Annotated in this window: 16 protein-coding genes and 5 pseudogenes; 17 read left to right on the top strand and 4 right to left on the bottom strand. The window is 73.3% G+C overall.

Going from position 1 to position 15,088, the window contains the following annotated elements; all coding sequences use genetic code 11:
- Positions 1-155: 155 nt before the first annotated feature.
- From WKH84_RS17900 to WKH84_RS17940, 9 genes and pseudogenes are all read left to right on the top strand, one after another.
- Positions 156-374 (top strand): annotated as a pseudogene (locus WKH84_RS17900) (ATP-binding cassette domain-containing protein); the annotation flags it as partial.
- 86 nt (positions 375-460) lie between these two features.
- Positions 461-1,702 (top strand): ATP-binding cassette domain-containing protein, encoded by a 1,242-nt coding sequence (locus WKH84_RS17905; protein ID WP_341854628.1) that lies wholly within the window; start codon positions 461-463, stop codon positions 1,700-1,702.
- Positions 1,660-1,941 carry a hypothetical protein gene (locus WKH84_RS17910; protein ID WP_341854629.1) on the top strand — a complete coding sequence of 94 codons (282 nt, stop codon included), beginning with the start codon at positions 1,660-1,662 and terminating at the stop codon, positions 1,939-1,941. Before WKH84_RS17905 ends, WKH84_RS17910 begins: the two co-directional genes overlap by 43 nt.
- 459 nt (positions 1,942-2,400) lie before the next feature.
- Positions 2,401-3,126, top strand: coding sequence for a histidine kinase (locus WKH84_RS17915; protein ID WP_341854630.1), 726 nt, complete (start codon positions 2,401-2,403; stop codon positions 3,124-3,126).
- A pseudogene (locus WKH84_RS17920) lies at positions 3,123-3,743 on the top strand (response regulator transcription factor). Before WKH84_RS17915 ends, WKH84_RS17920 begins: the two are co-directional and overlap by 4 nt.
- A gap of 33 nt (positions 3,744-3,776) precedes the next feature.
- Positions 3,777-3,965, top strand: a complete 189-nt coding sequence (locus WKH84_RS17925; RefSeq protein WP_341854631.1) for a hypothetical protein — start codon at positions 3,777-3,779, stop codon at positions 3,963-3,965.
- A gap of 103 nt (positions 3,966-4,068) precedes the next feature.
- A complete protein-coding gene (locus tag WKH84_RS17930; protein ID WP_341854632.1) occupies positions 4,069-4,233 on the top strand; it encodes a hypothetical protein in 165 nt (54 codons plus the stop codon).
- Complete coding sequence (locus tag WKH84_RS17935; RefSeq protein ID WP_341854633.1) at positions 4,218-4,754, top strand: hypothetical protein; 537 nt, start codon at positions 4,218-4,220, stop codon at positions 4,752-4,754. Before WKH84_RS17930 ends, WKH84_RS17935 begins: the two co-directional genes overlap by 16 nt.
- Positions 4,755-4,800: 46 nt before the next feature.
- Positions 4,801-6,616 (top strand): annotated as a pseudogene (locus WKH84_RS17940) (ABC transporter ATP-binding protein).
- On the opposite strand, the gene WKH84_RS17945 reads toward WKH84_RS17940, so the two are convergent.
- On the bottom strand, positions 6,606-7,223 hold the full coding sequence (locus tag WKH84_RS17945) for a hypothetical protein (protein ID WP_341854634.1): 618 nt from the start codon (positions 7,221-7,223) through the stop codon (positions 6,606-6,608). The pseudogene WKH84_RS17940 and the gene WKH84_RS17945 sit on opposite strands and share 11 nt — an antisense overlap.
- Before the next feature lie 405 nt (positions 7,224-7,628).
- Here WKH84_RS17945 and WKH84_RS17950 point away from each other — a divergent pair, with 405 nt between their 5' ends.
- The 5 genes and pseudogenes from WKH84_RS17950 to WKH84_RS17970 all read left to right on the top strand — a co-directional run.
- Complete coding sequence (locus tag WKH84_RS17950; RefSeq protein ID WP_341854635.1) at positions 7,629-8,432, top strand: SPFH domain-containing protein; 804 nt, start codon at positions 7,629-7,631, stop codon at positions 8,430-8,432.
- A complete protein-coding gene (locus WKH84_RS17955) occupies positions 8,429-8,800 on the top strand; it encodes a hypothetical protein (RefSeq protein ID WP_341854636.1) in 372 nt (123 codons plus the stop codon). Before WKH84_RS17950 ends, WKH84_RS17955 begins: the two co-directional genes overlap by 4 nt.
- A 119-nt stretch (positions 8,801-8,919) precedes the next feature.
- The gene (locus tag WKH84_RS17960) at positions 8,920-10,218 is read left to right on the top strand and encodes a TFIIB-type zinc ribbon-containing protein (protein ID WP_341854637.1); all 1,299 of its coding nucleotides are present in this window, start codon (positions 8,920-8,922) and stop codon (positions 10,216-10,218) included.
- 42 nt (positions 10,219-10,260) lie between these two features.
- A complete protein-coding gene (locus tag WKH84_RS17965) occupies positions 10,261-10,581 on the top strand; it encodes a hypothetical protein (RefSeq protein ID WP_341854638.1) in 321 nt (106 codons plus the stop codon).
- Positions 10,578-11,057: pseudogene (locus WKH84_RS17970) on the top strand (FAD-binding protein); the annotation flags it as partial. The gene WKH84_RS17965 and the pseudogene WKH84_RS17970, both read left to right, overlap by 4 nt.
- 32 nt (positions 11,058-11,089) lie before the next feature.
- Here WKH84_RS17970 and WKH84_RS17975 read toward each other — a convergent pair.
- Positions 11,090-12,001, bottom strand: a complete 912-nt coding sequence (locus WKH84_RS17975; RefSeq protein ID WP_341854639.1) for an NAD(P)-binding domain-containing protein — start codon at positions 11,999-12,001, stop codon at positions 11,090-11,092.
- A 71-nt stretch (positions 12,002-12,072) separates the two neighbouring features.
- On the opposite strand from WKH84_RS17975, the pseudogene WKH84_RS17980 reads away from it, so the two are divergent.
- The 3 genes and pseudogenes from WKH84_RS17980 (at position 12,073) to WKH84_RS17990 (ending at position 14,143) form a co-directional block, all read left to right on the top strand.
- A pseudogene (locus tag WKH84_RS17980) lies at positions 12,073-13,288 on the top strand (endonuclease/exonuclease/phosphatase family protein).
- A complete protein-coding gene (locus WKH84_RS17985) occupies positions 13,285-13,809 on the top strand; it encodes a rhodanese-like domain-containing protein (RefSeq protein ID WP_341854640.1) in 525 nt (174 codons plus the stop codon). Before WKH84_RS17980 ends, WKH84_RS17985 begins: the two are co-directional and overlap by 4 nt.
- Before the next feature lie 187 nt (positions 13,810-13,996).
- Entirely contained in the window at positions 13,997-14,143 is a 147-nt protein-coding gene (locus WKH84_RS17990) for a hypothetical protein (protein ID WP_341854641.1), read from the top strand.
- A gap of 12 nt (positions 14,144-14,155) precedes the next feature.
- Here WKH84_RS17990 and WKH84_RS17995 read toward each other — a convergent pair whose 3' ends face one another.
- Both WKH84_RS17995 and WKH84_RS18000 read right to left on the bottom strand, forming a co-directional pair.
- Complete coding sequence (locus tag WKH84_RS17995; protein WP_341856955.1) at positions 14,156-14,737, bottom strand: alpha/beta-hydrolase family protein; 582 nt, start codon at positions 14,735-14,737, stop codon at positions 14,156-14,158.
- The gene (locus WKH84_RS18000) at positions 14,623-15,084 is read right to left on the bottom strand and encodes an alpha/beta-hydrolase family protein (RefSeq protein ID WP_341856956.1); all 462 of its coding nucleotides are present in this window, start codon (positions 15,082-15,084) and stop codon (positions 14,623-14,625) included. The genes WKH84_RS17995 and WKH84_RS18000 overlap by 115 nt, the downstream gene beginning before the upstream one ends.
- Positions 15,085-15,088 lie beyond the last annotated feature (4 nt).

Consider the following 15,088-nt stretch of genomic DNA (forward strand, 5'->3'; position numbering starts at 1 on the left):
GCGCCTCGGGGACCCGGCCGGTCGCGGCGTCGAAGGGGAGCACCTGTCTGATCAGCACCGATCCAGCGTAGCCCGCCGTGCCCATGACGACTGTCATGGGGCCGACGTGATCGCGGGGGCTGGGGGACCGGCGCGCGGGGGAGAAGGGTGGAGCCATGACCACGACCACCACCGTCCGCACCGATGCGCTGAGCCTCCGCGGCGTCACCCGCAGCTACGGCGAGGTTCGCGCCCTCGACGGCCTCGACCTCGAGATCCGGCCCGGCGAGATCGTCGCGCCGCTCGGCCCGAACGGTGCCGGGAAGTCCACCGCCATGGAGATGATGGTCGGGCTCGCGACCCCGAGCTCCGGCACCGTGCAGGTGCTCGGCACCGATCCCACCACCGCGACCCGCACCGGACTGATCGGCACGATGCTCGCAGGCCGGGGGGCGCGCTGCCCGACCAGAGGGTCCGCACCATGCCGCGGATGCTCCACTCCCTGCAGGCCCACCCGATGCCGATGGCCGAGGTGGTCGCCCAGGCCGACATCGCCGAGCTCATGCCGAGGCGGATCAGCGCCCTCTCCGGCGGCCAGTCCCAGCGGGTCCGATTCGCGATCGCGCCGCTCGGCGACCCGCAGGTGTCGCTGCTGGACGAGCCGACCGTCGGCATGGACATCGGCGCCCGCCGCGCCTTCTGGCGACAGATGCGCCAGGTCGCCGCGAGCGGCCGCACCGTCGTCTTCGCCACCCACCACCTCGAGGAGGCCGAGCGGGAGGCGGGCCGCGTGGTCGTCATGGACCGCGGCCGCGTCGTCGCCGACGGGACCGGGGCCGAGATCGCCGCCGTCGTCGCCGGGCGGGTGATCACGCGCGCGGGGTCGCCGCGGAGCAGGTCGCGGCGCGGCGCCCGGCGTGGACAGCGCCGAGGTCGACGAGACCGACGACCGACGGGTGCGGGCCGTGTGCACGGACTCCGACGCCGCGCTCGCCGCGCTGTTCACCGGGCCGCTCGCCAGCGAGGTCCACGACGTGCTCGTCGCGGCGCCGGGCCTCGAGGAGGCGTTCCTGCGGATCACCGAGCACGAGGACGAGGCCGCGCGATGAGCGCCGCCGACCCCGCCGCCCGTCCCGCCCACGACAGGAGCCCCGCCATGACCGCACCGACCGATTCGACCGTCCTCAGATCCGCCCCCGAGCCCCGCACCGCCGCCGCGCCCTCGGCCGCGACCCGCACCCTGCGCTACGCCGCCCACACCACCGCCATGACCGTCACGAACGTCGCCTTCATGGTGTTCACCATCGCGCCGCCGGTGGGGATGTACCTGCTGTTCTCGATGATGTTCGGCGCCGAGGCCGAGGGACAGGCGCGCGGGATGATCATGATCAACATGGCCGCCTACGGCGGGCTCGGCGCCGCGGTCACCGCCGGCACCCAGATCCAGGAGGACCAGCGCAACGGCTTCCTGCGCCAGCTGGTCGTCGCCGGGCTCTCGCCCCGCTCCTTCCTCATCGGCTCCGTGATCGCCGCGAGCGCCGTGATCGTCCCCGCGCTCGCGGCGGTGGGCTTCGTGGGGCTCGCCACCGGGGTCGAGGCCTCGCCCGGCCGGTTCCTGCTCACCCTCGTGGTGCTGTGGCTGGGCCCTCGCCCACGATCCTCATCGGGCTCGTGCTCGGCATGGTGCTCAGGGGCGCCGCCGCGATGGCCGGCGGCGTGGTGACCATGATGGCGATGGCGATCTTCGGCGGGCTGTGGATGCCGCTGGAGATGTTCCCGCAGTGGATGCAGGAGCTCGGCCGGTCGCTGCCCACCTACTGGATCTCGAGCCTGGGGCAGTGGTCCCTGCAGGGGGCGGAGCCGCCGGTGACGGGCCTGGTCGTGATCGGGGCGTGGACCCTCGTGCTCGGGGCGCTGTGCCTGGTGAGCATGTCCCGGGCGGTGGGTCTGCAGCGGCGATGAGGGACGCTGGCACAATGACCGCCATGAGCACCCCCGACGCCCCGGACTGGGGGCGGTGGGCCCGCGTCCCCGCCGAGCCGGGGGAGGAGGCCGCCGCCCGGCCCCTCACCCCGCGCGGCGTGCTCCGGGCCGCGCGGGAGTCGGGCGGGCTCGCGTTCTCCCTCCCGCCGGTGATGTTCGTGCTGGTCCCGATCGTGGTCGGCTGGATGCAGGCGCCCGGGCCGACGATGGTGCTCGCCACCGCTCTCTCGCTCCTGTACGGGGCGATGTTCGCCGCCACCACCGGGATCGCGCTGTACCCGCGGCGGGTGCGACTGATCTGGTTCGCGCTGTGCACGGGGATCCTGCTGGTGCTGATCCCGGTGATCGGCCTGAACGTGCTCTACATGGTGATGTTCCAGGCCATGACGCATGTCTCGCTGCTGCCCTGGCGGTGGGCGGTGCCCTCGATCTTCGCTGATGAGCCTCGCCGTCATGGCGATCGCGCTCGTGGCCGGCCAGCCGATCGCGGCGGGCTTCGCCGTGATGGGCACGATCATGTCCTGGGGCATCGGGCACGGCATCCGCCAGCAGGTGCTCGCAGGAGCGCTCGAGGCCGCCCACCGCCGCAACGCCGTGCTCGCCGTCGCCGCGGAGCGGGAGCGGATCGGGCGGGACCTGCACGACCTCGTCGGCCACTCCCTGACCTCGCTGACGATCTCCGCCCAGCTCGCCCGGCGCCTGCTGGAGAGCGACCCCGAGGCCGCCCGCGCCCAGCTCGAGCACATCGAGACCACGACGAGGCAGGCGCTCGCCGACGTGCGCGCCACCGCCTCCGGCATGCAGACCGTGCGCGCCGCGACCGAGATCGCCTCCGCCCGCACCGTGCTCGGCACCGTCGGGATCCAGGCCGAGGTCCCCACCGCCCTGCCGCCGTTGCACGAGGACCTCGCCGAGCTGTTCGGCTACGTGATCCGCGAAGGGGTCACCAACATCGTGCGCCACTCCCGCGCCACGCGCGCCCGGATCACCGTCGAGGAGGACGCGGTGACCGTCGCCGACGACGGCATCGGCATCCCCCACAGCGCCTCCCGCAGCGGTCTGCAGGGCCTCGAGGCCCGCGTCGTGCTCGCCGGGGGACGGCTCGAGGTCGACTCCTCCGAGACCGGCACCACCCTCGTCGCGACCATGGACCGGGCGGCATGATCCGCGTCGCCGTCGCCGACGACCAGGCCATCCTCCGCGGCGGCCTCGCCGCCCCCTCGCGCCTGGAGCCCGACCTCGAGGTGGTGGGGGAGGCCGCGACCTGCGCCGAGACCCTCGAGCTCGTCGCGGAGCAGCGGCCCGACGCCGCTGCTGGACGTCCAGATGCCGGCCGGGGCCGACGGCGCACCGGCTGACGGGATCGGCGTGGCCGAGCAGCTGCAGGGCACCGACGGCGCCCCGCGGATCATCGTGCTGACCACCTTCGGCCGGGCCGGCTACCTGCGCCGCACCATGGAGGCCGGGGCCGGTGGGTTCATGGTCAAGGACACCCCCGTCGAGCGGCTCGTCGATGCGATCCGTCGCGTCCACCAGGGACTGCGGGTGGTGGACCCCGAGCTCGCCGCGCAGTCCCTCGCCGTCGGCCCGAGCCCCCTGACCGCGAAGGAGACCGAGGTGCGCAGGCCGCGGCCGTCGGCGGCACCACCGCCGTGATCGCCGGGCGGCTGTTCCTCTCCGAGGGGACGGTGCGCAACCACGTCTCCGCCGCGATCGGGAAGCTGGGGGTCGCGAACCGGGCAGAGGCCGTGAGGACCGCCTCGGACAACGGCTGGATCTGAGCTCCTGCCACGGGTGACGCGTAGTCTGCCGGGGTGGATGCGATCGAGGCCCTGCTCGGCGCGCTGATCGACATCAGCGTGCCCGCCTTCGCGATCGCCTCCATGCTCTCGATGGGGCGCGCACCCCGTTGCGCGCCTTCCGCGACCAGCCGCGGGACCGCCGCACCGTCCTCGCCGTCCTCGGCGCGAACTTCGTCGTCGTCCCGGCGGTCGGCACCCTGATCATCTGGTCGCTCGGCGGCCTGCTTCGCCCCACCACACGGGGGAGGGGTTCGTCATCGCGCTGTGCGCGGCCGGCGCCCCGTTCGTGCTGCAGCTCGGGGCGATGGCCCGCATCCCCTACGGCGAGACCGCGGGGCCGATGGCGGTGCTCGCTGCTGGGATCGATCGCCTTCATGCCGCTGGTGGTGCCCTTCCTCCTGCGGGACGTCGAGGTGCACGGCTGGTCCGTCGCCCAGCTCGCTGCTGGGCACGATGCTCTCCCCGATGATCGCCGGCATCGTCATCGCCGCGGTCTGGCCGGGACGCGCCGATCTCTTCGCCCGGATCGCGGGCGGCGTCGCCGCGGTCTCGGCGGTGCTGATGTTCCTCTCCGGCTTCGGCGCGAACTCCGGCCTCGTGCTGGACCTGCTGCTCTCCCCGGTGCTCCTCGTCGCCGCGGGTCTCGTCGCCCTCGCCTTCGCCGCGGGCCGCTTCGCCGGCGACCTCGCCGGGGACACCCTCACCGTCCAGGACGGACCCGCGATCCTCACCAGCCAGCGCAACATCGCCGCCGCGCCGCTGGTCGCGCGCACCGGCGCCGAAGGCGGCGAGCAGACCGGCTCGATCGTCGTCGCGATCCTGCTGCTCAGCGTCGTCGGCTTCGTGATGCTCGTGCCGTATGCGCTCGCCACCGGCCGCGTCCGTCGGGGCCGGGCGGGGGAGCGGGCAACGCCCGGGATCGTTGCTGGGGGTCGTCGGCCCGAAGGACGACTGAGCGCGCAGTTCGCTGAGGGCGTCGCGCCCGGGTGAGGCGGCTCATGGACCGCACCGTGACCGCTCCGTAAGGTGGTGGGACGTGGCATCCCTCCTGCGCATCGTGCGCTTCACCCGCGCCCTCGCACCGCTGTACATCGCGATCATCGTCTGCTCGGTGCTCACCGCGGCGGCGGCGCTGGCCGTCCCCTTCCTGATCGGCCATGCGACCGACACGGTCGCCGGGGCCGTCGGCGGGCAGACCCCCACCTCCGCCGCCGTGCGCGCCGTGGTGCTGATCGCGGCCGCGGTGCTGGTCGCCGAGCTGTTCAACACCGTGGTCTCGAACGTCGGCGGCTGGTTCGGCGACGTGATGAGCAACCGGATGCGCACCATTCTGTCGGTGCGCTACTACGACAAGCTCCTCCACCTGCCCCAGCGCTGGTTCGACGGGGAGATCACCGGCACGATCGTGGCGCGGCTGAACCGCTCGATCACCGAGATCACGAACTTCGCGAAGATGATGTCGAACTCCTTCGCGTCGATGCTGATCACCACGGTCGCGGTGCTCGCGATCAGCGCCTGGTACGCCTGGCCGCTGGCCGCGCCGCTGTTGATCGTGTTCCCGCTGTACGTGTGGCTGACCTCGCTCACCTCCGTGAAGTGGCGGCGGCTCGAGGGGGAGAAGAACGAGCAGGTCGACATCGCCTCCGGGCGCTTCGCCGAGGTGGTCGGCCAGATCCGGGTCGTGAAGTCCTTCGTGCGTGAGCGCTCGGAGCTCGCGGACTTCCGTCGGCGCTTCTGGTCCACCGACGCCACCACCCGCGCCCAGTCCACGCACTGGCACCGCATGGACGTGATCCGCCGCGCGGTGCTGAACCTGGTGTTCTTCGGCATCTACGTGATCATCTTCGTGCGCACCGTGCAGGGCGCCTTCACGCTCGGCGAGATGGTGCCGCTGGTGCGGCCTGATGAGCATGGCCAAGGCCCCGGTGGAGTCGATGAGCTGGGTGATCGACTCCTCCCAGCGCGCCATCGCCGGGTCCAAGGACTACTTCCGCGTGATGGAGACCGAGGTCGACCCGCGCGCCGAGGCGATGCTCGCCCGGGCCGAGGCGGACACCCCGGCGCCCGCGATCGAGCCCGTGCCCGGCGCCCCGGTGGTCCGCTTCCGGGACGTGTCCTTCGCCTACGAGGACGGCGAGGACGTGTCGCACGGGATCGACTTCTCCGTCGCTCGCGGGGAGAAGGTCGCGCTGGTCGGCGAGTCCGGCGGCGGGAAGTCCACGATCGTGAACCTGCTGCTGGGCCTGTACGAGCCGCGCGCGGGCGAGATCGAGGTGGTGGGACGCACCAGCACCGAGTCGCCGTTGGACGAGCTGCGCTCCCGCATCGGCGTCGTCTTCCAGGACGCCTCCCTGTTCTCCGGCACCCTGCGGGAGAACATCGCCTACGGCCGGCCCGGCGCGAGCGACGAGGAGGTGGCCGACGCGGCCCGCCGCGCCAACGCCGACGGCTTCGTGCGCCGCTTCCCCGGCGGCTACGAGCAGGTGATCGGCGAACGGGGGCTGAAGCTCTCCGGCGGGCGGCGCCAGCGCATCGCGGTGGCGCGCGCGATCCTCAAGGACGCGCCGGTGCTCGTGCTCGACGAGGCGACCTCGGCCCTGGACACGAAGGCGGAGCGGCAGGTGCAGAAGGGGCTGGACGAGCTGATGGAGGGCCGCACCTCCCTGATCATCGCCCACCGCCTCTCGACCATCGCGGCCGTGGACCGGATCATCACCCTCGAGGACGGGCGGATCGACGAGATCGGCACCCCCGCCGAGCTCGCCGCCTCCGGCGGGATCTACGCCCAGTTGCTGGACCTGCAGAACAGCGGCGACCGCAAGCGTCTGGCACGGTTCGACATCACCGGCTGAGCGACCGCCGCGGCAAGACCCGCACCAGCACCACCATCCCGATCAGCTCGACGAGGGTCTGGGTGACCACGGCCGCGGGGGCGAGCGGGGTCGGCATCGCGAGCGCCAGCGGCGCGACCACGAGCGAGTTGCGGGTCGCGCCGGAGAAGGTCACGGCGGTGGCGGTGGGGGCGTCCAGGCGCAGCAGGCGCGCGATCAGCGACCCTGCTCCCGTGGCGAGCACGAGGAAGGCCGCGTAGACGGGCACGAGTGCGAGCGCCGCGCCGCCCGCGCCGAGCACCCGTGGGGTCTGCGAGGCGGTGACGGCGAGCAAGACCAGGATCATCAGCGGCACCATCGCCGGGGCGAGGTCGAGGCGGGGGACCAGGCGCCGCAGCGGCGCGGCGGCCAGCGGCGGCAGGAGCACCAGCAAGACGAGCGCCCGAACGAACGGGGCGGGGTCGATCGCGGCGGTCGCCGCGCCGCCGCCGAGCAGGGGGAGCAAGCACCGGCGCGCCAGGATCTGCCCCAGCATCAGCAGCGGGGTCGCGGCCAGGAGCTTCTCGTGCGCGCCGCGGGCCAGGGCCGTGAACACCACGACGTAGTCGATGCACGGGGCGAGCAGCACCAGCCAGCGCGCCGAGGAGCAGATCGGGCGAGCCGGCGAGCGGGCGGGTCAGGTCCCACACGATCAGCGGCACCGCGAGCAGGTTCACCGCCAGCAGTGCGAGCAGGAAGCGGGGGCCTGCGAGGGCGGCGCCCAGGCGGGTGAGGGGGATGCCGTGGAAGGTCACCAGCAGCGGCGCGGCGATCGCGGGCTCGACGGAGAGCTCGAGGGCAGGGGCGGTGCCCGGCGCCGCGGCACCGAGCAGGACCCCGGCCGCGATCGCGGCGAGATAGAGGGGGACCTGTCGGCGCTCGAGCAGCCGGGCGCAGGTCCATGGGGGAACTGTAGCCGGGCCCTCAGCGGGCGTCCGGGGACGGGCGGTAGCATGGCCGCGATCACAACTTCGGGGGCGACGAAGGAGCTCACATGGGATTCATCCAGGCATTCAAGGGCGCGGTCGGCGGCATGCTCGCCGATCAGTGGAAGGACTTCCTCACCGTCCCGAACGGGTCGCCGCAGACGGCGGCGCTGTTCCCGGCAGTCCCGCAGGGCACCAACGCCGGCCGCGGCTCGAACACCCGCGGCTCCGAGAACATCATCACCAACGGCTCGAAGATCCTCGTCCCCCAGGGGTACGGCCTGATCACCGTGGTCGACGGCCGCGCGACGGGCCTGATCACCGAGGCCGGCGGCTACGAGTTCAACGACTCCTCCCCGGACGCCCGCTCCGTCTTCGCGGGCGACGACCTGCTCGCCTCGACCGTCGGCACCTCCTGGGAGCGCTTCAAGTACGGCGGCCGCCCCTCCTCGCAGCGACTCGCCTTCTACGTCAGCCTCAAGGAGATCCCCGACAACCGCTTCGGCACCCAGTCGGAGATCTACTGGGACGACGCCTACCTGGGCGCGCAGGTCGGCGCGATCACGCGCGGCTCCTACACGCCGCGGATCATCGACCCGCGCTGTTCGTGCACAACTTCGTGCCCGCCTCGTTCATCTCCGCGAACGCCCCGGTGTTCGACTTCTCCGACCCCGACAACGCGGCCGGCAACCAGATGTTCCAGGAGGTCGTCGGCTCCCTCGCCCAGGCCTTCTCCCGCTATACGAACGATCCCGACAAGGGCAACCGCATCTCTCGCATCCAGGGCGACTCGGTCGGCTTCGCCCAGTCGCTCTCGGCCGCCGTCGAGGAGGGCTACCGCTGGTCCAGCGACCGCGGGCTCGCGATCGTGAAGACCGCGATCGTCTCGATCGAGTACGACCAGCGCACCCGCGAGCCGCTGGCCGACGTGCAGAAGGCCGACGCGCTCTCCGGCGCCCGCTCGCAGTCCTTCATGAACCAGGCCGCCGCGCGCGGCGTGCAGGCCGCGGGCGAGAACGGCGGCGGCGCGGGACTGGCGATGTTCGGGGCCGGCATGGGCGCCGCCGGCGGGATGGTCAACCCCGTCCAGCCGTGGGCGCCGCCCGGCCAGCAGGGCGCCCCGCAGCGAGCAGGCCCCTGCCGAGGGGCGAGAGGCCCCGCAGCGAGCAGGCCGCTCCCGCGCAGGAGGACCCCGTCGCGAAGCTCGCCCAGTACAAGCAGATGCTGGAGCAGGGGCTGATCAGCGAGGAGGACTACGAGGCGGCGAAGAAGGCCGCGCTCGGCCTCTGAGCCGCGCCCGCACCCCCGGAGCACTCTCTCGATGACCTCACCCCCTCCGCAGGATCCGCAGGGCCCGCCGTGGGCGCGCCCGCCGCGCCGCCGTCGACGACCGACGACGGCGGCTCCGGCGCGCCGATGCTCGGGGACGAGGCCGTCGCGCGCGCCGCCGAGGCCGCCGCCGGCCACAGCACCGAGCGGATCATCGACACGAGCTCCGGCCGGGACGACGGGCTGAACAAGTGCCCCCGCCGCGGCGGCACCGAGATCCAGTACTCGCTGACCGCGAAGGCGCTGGTGTGCTCGTACTGCCGCCACAGCTGGAACGAGGACATCGCCGAGAGCGGCGCTTCGGACTCGACTCCTCGATCGCGGAGCGCGCGGCCACACCATGGCCTCCGGCACCGCGGACGTGCGCGAGGACCTCACCACCGTGACCCTGAAGTGCCAGGGTCGCGGCGCGGAGATCGTCCTCAACGTCGACCAGCAGATGCAGGCCCGCGCCACTGGTGCCGCCAGACCCTCTCGATCAACTCACAGATCCCCAACGGCGCGGTGCCGGACGCGGTGTCGCCCTTCCTGCTCACCCGCGAGGAGGCGGTCGAGCGGATCGACGCCTTCGCCGGGAAACGCAAGACCTTCGCGCTGGGCCGCTTCACGCAGGAGTTCGTGCCCGAGAACGTGATGGGCGTGTACATCCCGTACCTCGTGGTCGACGGGAACATGCACGCCGTGCCGCGCGGCACCGGCGAGGTCACCACCCGCGAGTACACGGTGCGGCGCCGCGTCGGCAAGGACAACTACGTCACCGAGACCTACTACGACGCGGACGTCTACGCCGTCCAGCGCGCCTTCGACCTGCTGGTCGACGACCTCACCGTCGAGTCCGCGAGCCGCTTCGACGCGGACGAGGACCATCAGGCGACCAACAACATCCTCAACGCCGTCCAGCCCTACGACACCGAGAACGCGGTCACCTACAACTCGAACTACCTCAAGGGCTTCACCTCCGAGCGGCGCGACCTGAACATCCAGGACGTCGACGCCGAGGTGGAGGACAAGTTCCTCGCGATCGCGCGGGCGAAGGCCGCCCCCACCATCTCCCGCTACGACCGCGGGGTGCGCTGGAAGGAGGAGGGCGTGGCCGTGCACGGCACCCGCTGGGTCTCGATCTACGTGCCGGTGTGGCTGTACAGCTACGCCGACTCCGCCAAGGGCGAGGGCGCGCTCACCCACTACATCGCGGTCAACGGCCGCACCGGCACCACGATGGGCTCCGTGCCCGTCTCCCATCCCAAGATCTTCGCCGCCTCCTGCGCCGCGGGCACCGTCGCCGCCGTGGTCGGCGCGCTCGCCGGCCTCGCCTACATGTTCTTCTGATGCGCACGCCGACCACGACCGACCACCCCCGAGGAGGCCCGCATGCACCCGCTGCTCGCTGAGATCGCCGCGGACCCGACCGCCGCGATGTCGCTGGCCGACTCCGGGGACGGCGCCGCCGGGATCGCCTTCCCCTTCCTGCTGGGACCGGCCGTGTTCCTGGGGACCTACCTCGGCATCTACCGCTACTACCGCAACCGGGACAAGCGGCACGAGTTCGAGAAGAAGACCGACGTCGCCGTGGGCAACCTCCGCACCGACGACCGTCGCGTCGGCAGCAACAACCGCCAGAAGAGCCGCACCATGTCCGGCGTCAACAGCCGCGACCATCTCGAACGGGTCCGACGGATCAGGGTGGAGTGACGGCGGGGACGGACGTCGTCGTCGTCGGAGACGGGCTCTCGGGCCTGGTCGCCGCGACCGAGATCGCCGACGGCGGACGGCGCGTGCTGCTGGAGCGCGAGGGGGAGCAGGACCTCGGCGCGCAGGCGTGGTGGAGCTTCGGCGGGCTGTTCCTCGTGGACAGCCCCGAGCGGCGCCGCCTCGGGATCCGCGACTCCCTCGAGCTCGCCCGTCAGGACTGGCTGGGCTCTGCCGCGTTAGAGGAGCCCGACGGCTCCGATGACCACTGGCCGCACCGCTGGGCGGAGGCGTACCTGCAGTTCGCCGCGGGGGAGAAGCGCGCGTGGCTGCGGTCGATGGGGCACCGGCTCTTCCCCGTCGTCGGCTGGGCCGAGCGGGGCGACGGCCGCGCCGACGGGCACGGCAACTCCGTGCCCCGCTTCCACCTCACCTGGGGGACGGGGCCGGGCCTCGTCGAGCCCTTCGCCCGGCGTCTCCCCGCGCGGCGCCGGCTCGACCGGCAGGCAGGTCAGGGGATCCCGGACGACCTTCGCTGAGGCCTTACTCGCCGGTGCGCTCGGCGCCCGGGAGCAGGATCGTGGAGAAGTCGTCCTCGCCGTGGCCGGCGGCGATCTCCGCGTCGAGCGAGGCCAGGGCTCCGCGCGCGCGGGCAGGTCGCTGCCGGGGCGAGACGAGCCGTCGGACGCGCGCCGTCAACCGTGTCGATCATCAGCCGGGCGTCCTTCGCGATGGCGTCCGCGGTGAAGTCCCCGCCCTCAGTGCTGCGCTCTCCGCGCACGAACGGCCCCTTCATCCCCGCGATGAACGCGAGCCCCGTGGAGCCGAGCATGTCGAGGGTCGCCTCCGCGGAGGTGCCGGTCGCCTCGCCGAGTGCGAGCGCCTCCCGCAGACCCTGCGCGGAGACCGCCAGCGCCAGGTTCGCCAGCGGCTTCCCGACGGCGGCCTCGCGGCCGGAGCCGACGCCGCGCGGCCGCTCCGGATCCGCCCAGGGGGCGACGAGCTCGAGCACCTGCTCCCGCCGTGCGTCGTCGGGGGTGCCGACGTAGACGCCGAGCGTGCCCTGCCGGGCCGGGCCCAGGGTGCCGACCACGGGCGCACCCACGTAGGTGGGGACCGCGGCGGCGAACTCGTCGGCGTCGGCGGGGGAGACGGTGGTGGTGTCCACCCAGGTCACGCCGTCCGGGATCAGGGACGGGGCGGTCACCGTCTCGCGCACAGCGTCGGGGCCGAACAGCGAGGTGACGACCAGTTCGGCGCCCGCGACGGCCTCGGCGGCGGTGCCGGCGACCGCGGCGCCCGCCTCGGCGAGGCGGCGCGTGCGGGAGGCGGTGCGGTTCCAGACGGTGAGCTCGTGGTCGGGAAGCAGATGGAGGGCCAGCTCGGTGCCCATGCGGCCGGTGCCCAGGAACGCGATTCTCATGCCGCCAGTGTGCCACCGGGGCGTCCACAGCGGCCTGTCGTCCGGTCCCGGGAACGTGCACAATGGAGATCATGACTCCTCGCCTCTCCCGTCGCCGGGCGCTCGTCGCCGCCGCCGCCGCCGGGCTCGGACTGCCCGCCGCCGCCACCGCGGCGGAGCCCGCGCGTCGGGGCGGCCCGTTCCAGACGCCGCGCGCCGCGACCTACAACGCCTCCCTGAACCGCGGCCGTGAGGGGCGGCTGCTCGAGGACCTCGCCACCGGCGAGGACCCGCAGATCCGGGCGGTCGCCGAGGTCATCCAGATCAACAGCCCCGACATCCTGCCGCTCAACGAGTTCGACCACGACGACGAGGGCCGCGGCGCGGCCCTCTTCCGCGAGAAGTACCTCGAGGTGCCGCAGAACGGGCAGAGCCCCGCCTTCTATCCCTACGCCTTCACCGCCCCCGTGAACACGGGCGTGCCCTCCGGCCTGGACCTGAACCGCGACGGCACCGTCGGCGGCCCGGACGACGCCTGGGGGTTCGGCCAGTTCCCCGGCCAGTACGGGATGGTGGTCCTCTCCCGCTACCCGATCCTCGCCGATCAGGTGCGCACCTTCCAGAACCTGCGCTGGGCGGACATGCCGCACAACCTGCTGCCCACCGAGTTCTACGGGCGGGAGATCTCCCCGCGGCTGCGGCTGAGCTCGAAGTCGCACTGGGACGTGCCGGTGCAGATCGGCACGGAACTCCTCCACGTCCTCGCCGCCCACCCCACCCCGCCGAGCTTCGACGGCCCCGAGAAGCGCAACCAGCGCCGCAACCACGACGAGATCCGGCTGTGGGTGGACTACCTCCAGCCCGGCCGTCGCTCGCAGTGGATCGTCGACGACGCCGGGACGCGCGGCGGCCTGGAGCCCAGCGCCCCCTTCGTGATCCTCGGCGACTTGAACTCCGATCCGGCCGACGGCGACTCCTGGCCCGGTGCGATCGAGCGGCTCCTGCGCCATCCCCGCGTCCAGGACTCGAAGCCCACCAGCGACGGCGCCGTCGAGGCGGCCGAGCCGCAGGGCGGCGCGAACGCCGAGCACGCCGGCGAGGCGCGGTACGACACCGCCGACTTCGCCGAGCCCACACCGGGGAACCTCCGCGTGGACTACGTGCTCGCCCGCCCGCGAGCCGCAGATCGTCTCCTCGGCCGTGTACTGGCCGCGCCGGGGTGAGCCGGGCAGCGAGCTGACCGGCGACCACCCCTTCCCCACCTCCGATCACCGCCTGGTGCGGGTGGACCTGCAGGTGAAGGCGTGAGCCCGACCTCCGCCCCGCTCCTCGACGTCTCCGCGCTCCACGCGCTGATCGACGAGATCGGCCAGGAGGGTCGCCCCTTGGTCCTGCTCGACGTGCGCTGGGCGCTCGACGGCAGCAAGGGCGAGCACGACCACCTCGCCGGGCATCTCCCCGGCGCGGTCTACGTCGACCTCGGCACCGAGCTCGCGGCCCCGGCGCGCCCCGAGGCGGGCCGTCACCCGCTGCCCGACCCCGCGGACTTCGCCGCGACCCTGCGCCGTCTCGGCGTCACCGAGGACTCCCGTATCGTCGCCTACGACGACACCGACGGCGGCCCTGCCGCCCGCCTGGTGTGGATGTTGCGCGCCCTCGGCCACGAGGCCTCCGTGCTCGGCGGCGGCCTGCACGCCTGGAACGGACCGCTCGAGAGCGGGCCCGTCACCCCGGAGCCCGGGGACGTGCCGGTGCGGGACTGGCCCGCGGACCGGATCGCGAGCGCCGACGAGGTCGCGCGCTCGCCGCCTCCGGGGAGGCCGTCGTGATCGACGCCCGCGCCCCCGAGCGCTACCGCGGCGAGGTCGAGCCGATCGACCCGCGCGCCGGCCACGTGCCCGGCGCGGTGAACCTGCCCTATGCCGGCAACCTCGATGCGGAGCGGCGCTTCCTTCCCCCGAGGAGCCGCGGGAGCGCTTCGAGGCGGCCGGCGTCACCGCGGACGGCGAGACCGTCGTGTACTGCGGCTCCGGCGTCACCGCCACCCACGACCTGCTCGCGCTCGAGGCCGCGGGCTTCCCGCGGGTGCGGCTCTTCCCCGGCTCCTGGTCGCAGTGGAGCACGGACCCCGAACGGCCCGTCGCTGTCGGCCCGAACCCCTGAGCCCCTTCCCGCTCACGCTCCCGGGTTGATCTCCCGGATCGCCGCGATGATCTCGCGGTGACGGCGTCGCTGCGCGGGACGCCGCTCCTCGGGCACGTCCTGGCCCAGCACCGCCGCCCAGATCGGGACCATCTCCTCGCGGTACGAGTGGCCGTGCCCGCCCGGCGCCGCGATCGACAGCGGCATGTCCGAGGCGACCTGCCAGAACGTGATCCACGGGAACCAGCGCATCGCCGGGGTGACGTCGTGCCCCACCCGCTCCTGGAGCCACGCAGGCTCCCGCCACAGCAGCGAGGGGTCGAACCACACCACCGGGTCCGAGGGATGCTGGGCGAAGACCACGCGCGGGCTCTCCCACGGCACGTACAGCCCGCCCCAGTAGTTGCGGTCCAGGTCGCGCGGTCGGGTGACCACGCGGACGTGCCGGCCGTCGTCGATGATCGGCGCGACCGCGGGGGAGCCGGGCCGTGCGCGCTTCGTCAGCCGCTCCCACAGCGGCGTGAAGCTCGGGGTGCCCGTCCACACCGCCCCGTCGACCGTGCGCAGCAGCTCGGGCAGGTCGCGGAACGCGGCGGTGCCGCCGAAGGCGCCCAGCGACTCGCCGGCCACGTACAGGCGCGGACGCCGCTGGGGCGGGAGCGCGCCATACGGCGCCGCACGCCCTGGACCAGCGCCGCGCCGGGCGCGCGCCGCGGGGAGCGGCGGTCGGCAAGATAGGTGAGAGGGCTCGGGAAGTACGAGTACTGGAGGGAGGCGGTCGCGCAGTTCCCCGCGGTGAGGAACTCGATCGCCGACAGCGACCACTCCTGCAGCCAGCCGGTGCCGGTCCCGGTGAACAGCACCAGCACCTCCCGGTCCCAGGCGCCGGTGCGGTCCAGCTCCGCGATCACCGCCTCGACGGTGTCCTCGAGGGTACGGGAGCCGGACTTCGCGGCGTACACGCGG

It is taken from the genome of Brachybacterium sp. GPGPB12 (assembly GCF_038396325.1).
Classification (GTDB): Bacteria; Actinomycetota; Actinomycetes; order Actinomycetales; family Dermabacteraceae; genus Brachybacterium; species Brachybacterium conglomeratum.

Bases quoted from the DNA above. Each gene is read 5' to 3' on its own strand.
- WKH84_RS17905 (WP_341854628.1), top strand. From the start codon at position 461: ATGCCGCGGATGCTCCACTCCCTGCAGGCCCACCCGATGCCGATGGCC.
- WKH84_RS17910 (WP_341854629.1), top strand. From the start codon at position 1,660: ATGGTGCTCAGGGGCGCCGCCGCGATGGCCGGCGGCGTGGTGACCATG.
- WKH84_RS17915 (WP_341854630.1), top strand. From the start codon at position 2,401: ATGAGCCTCGCCGTCATGGCGATCGCGCTCGTGGCCGGCCAGCCGATC.
- WKH84_RS17930 (WP_341854632.1), top strand. From the start codon at position 4,069: ATGGCCCGCATCCCCTACGGCGAGACCGCGGGGCCGATGGCGGTGCTC.
- WKH84_RS17935 (WP_341854633.1), top strand. From the start codon at position 4,218: ATGCTCTCCCCGATGATCGCCGGCATCGTCATCGCCGCGGTCTGGCCG.
- WKH84_RS17950 (WP_341854635.1), top strand. From the start codon at position 7,629: ATGGGATTCATCCAGGCATTCAAGGGCGCGGTCGGCGGCATGCTCGCC.
- WKH84_RS17965 (WP_341854638.1), top strand. From the start codon at position 10,261: ATGCACCCGCTGCTCGCTGAGATCGCCGCGGACCCGACCGCCGCGATG.
- WKH84_RS17975 (WP_341854639.1), bottom strand. From the start codon at position 12,001: ATGAGAATCGCGTTCCTGGGCACCGGCCGCATGGGCACCGAGCTGGCC.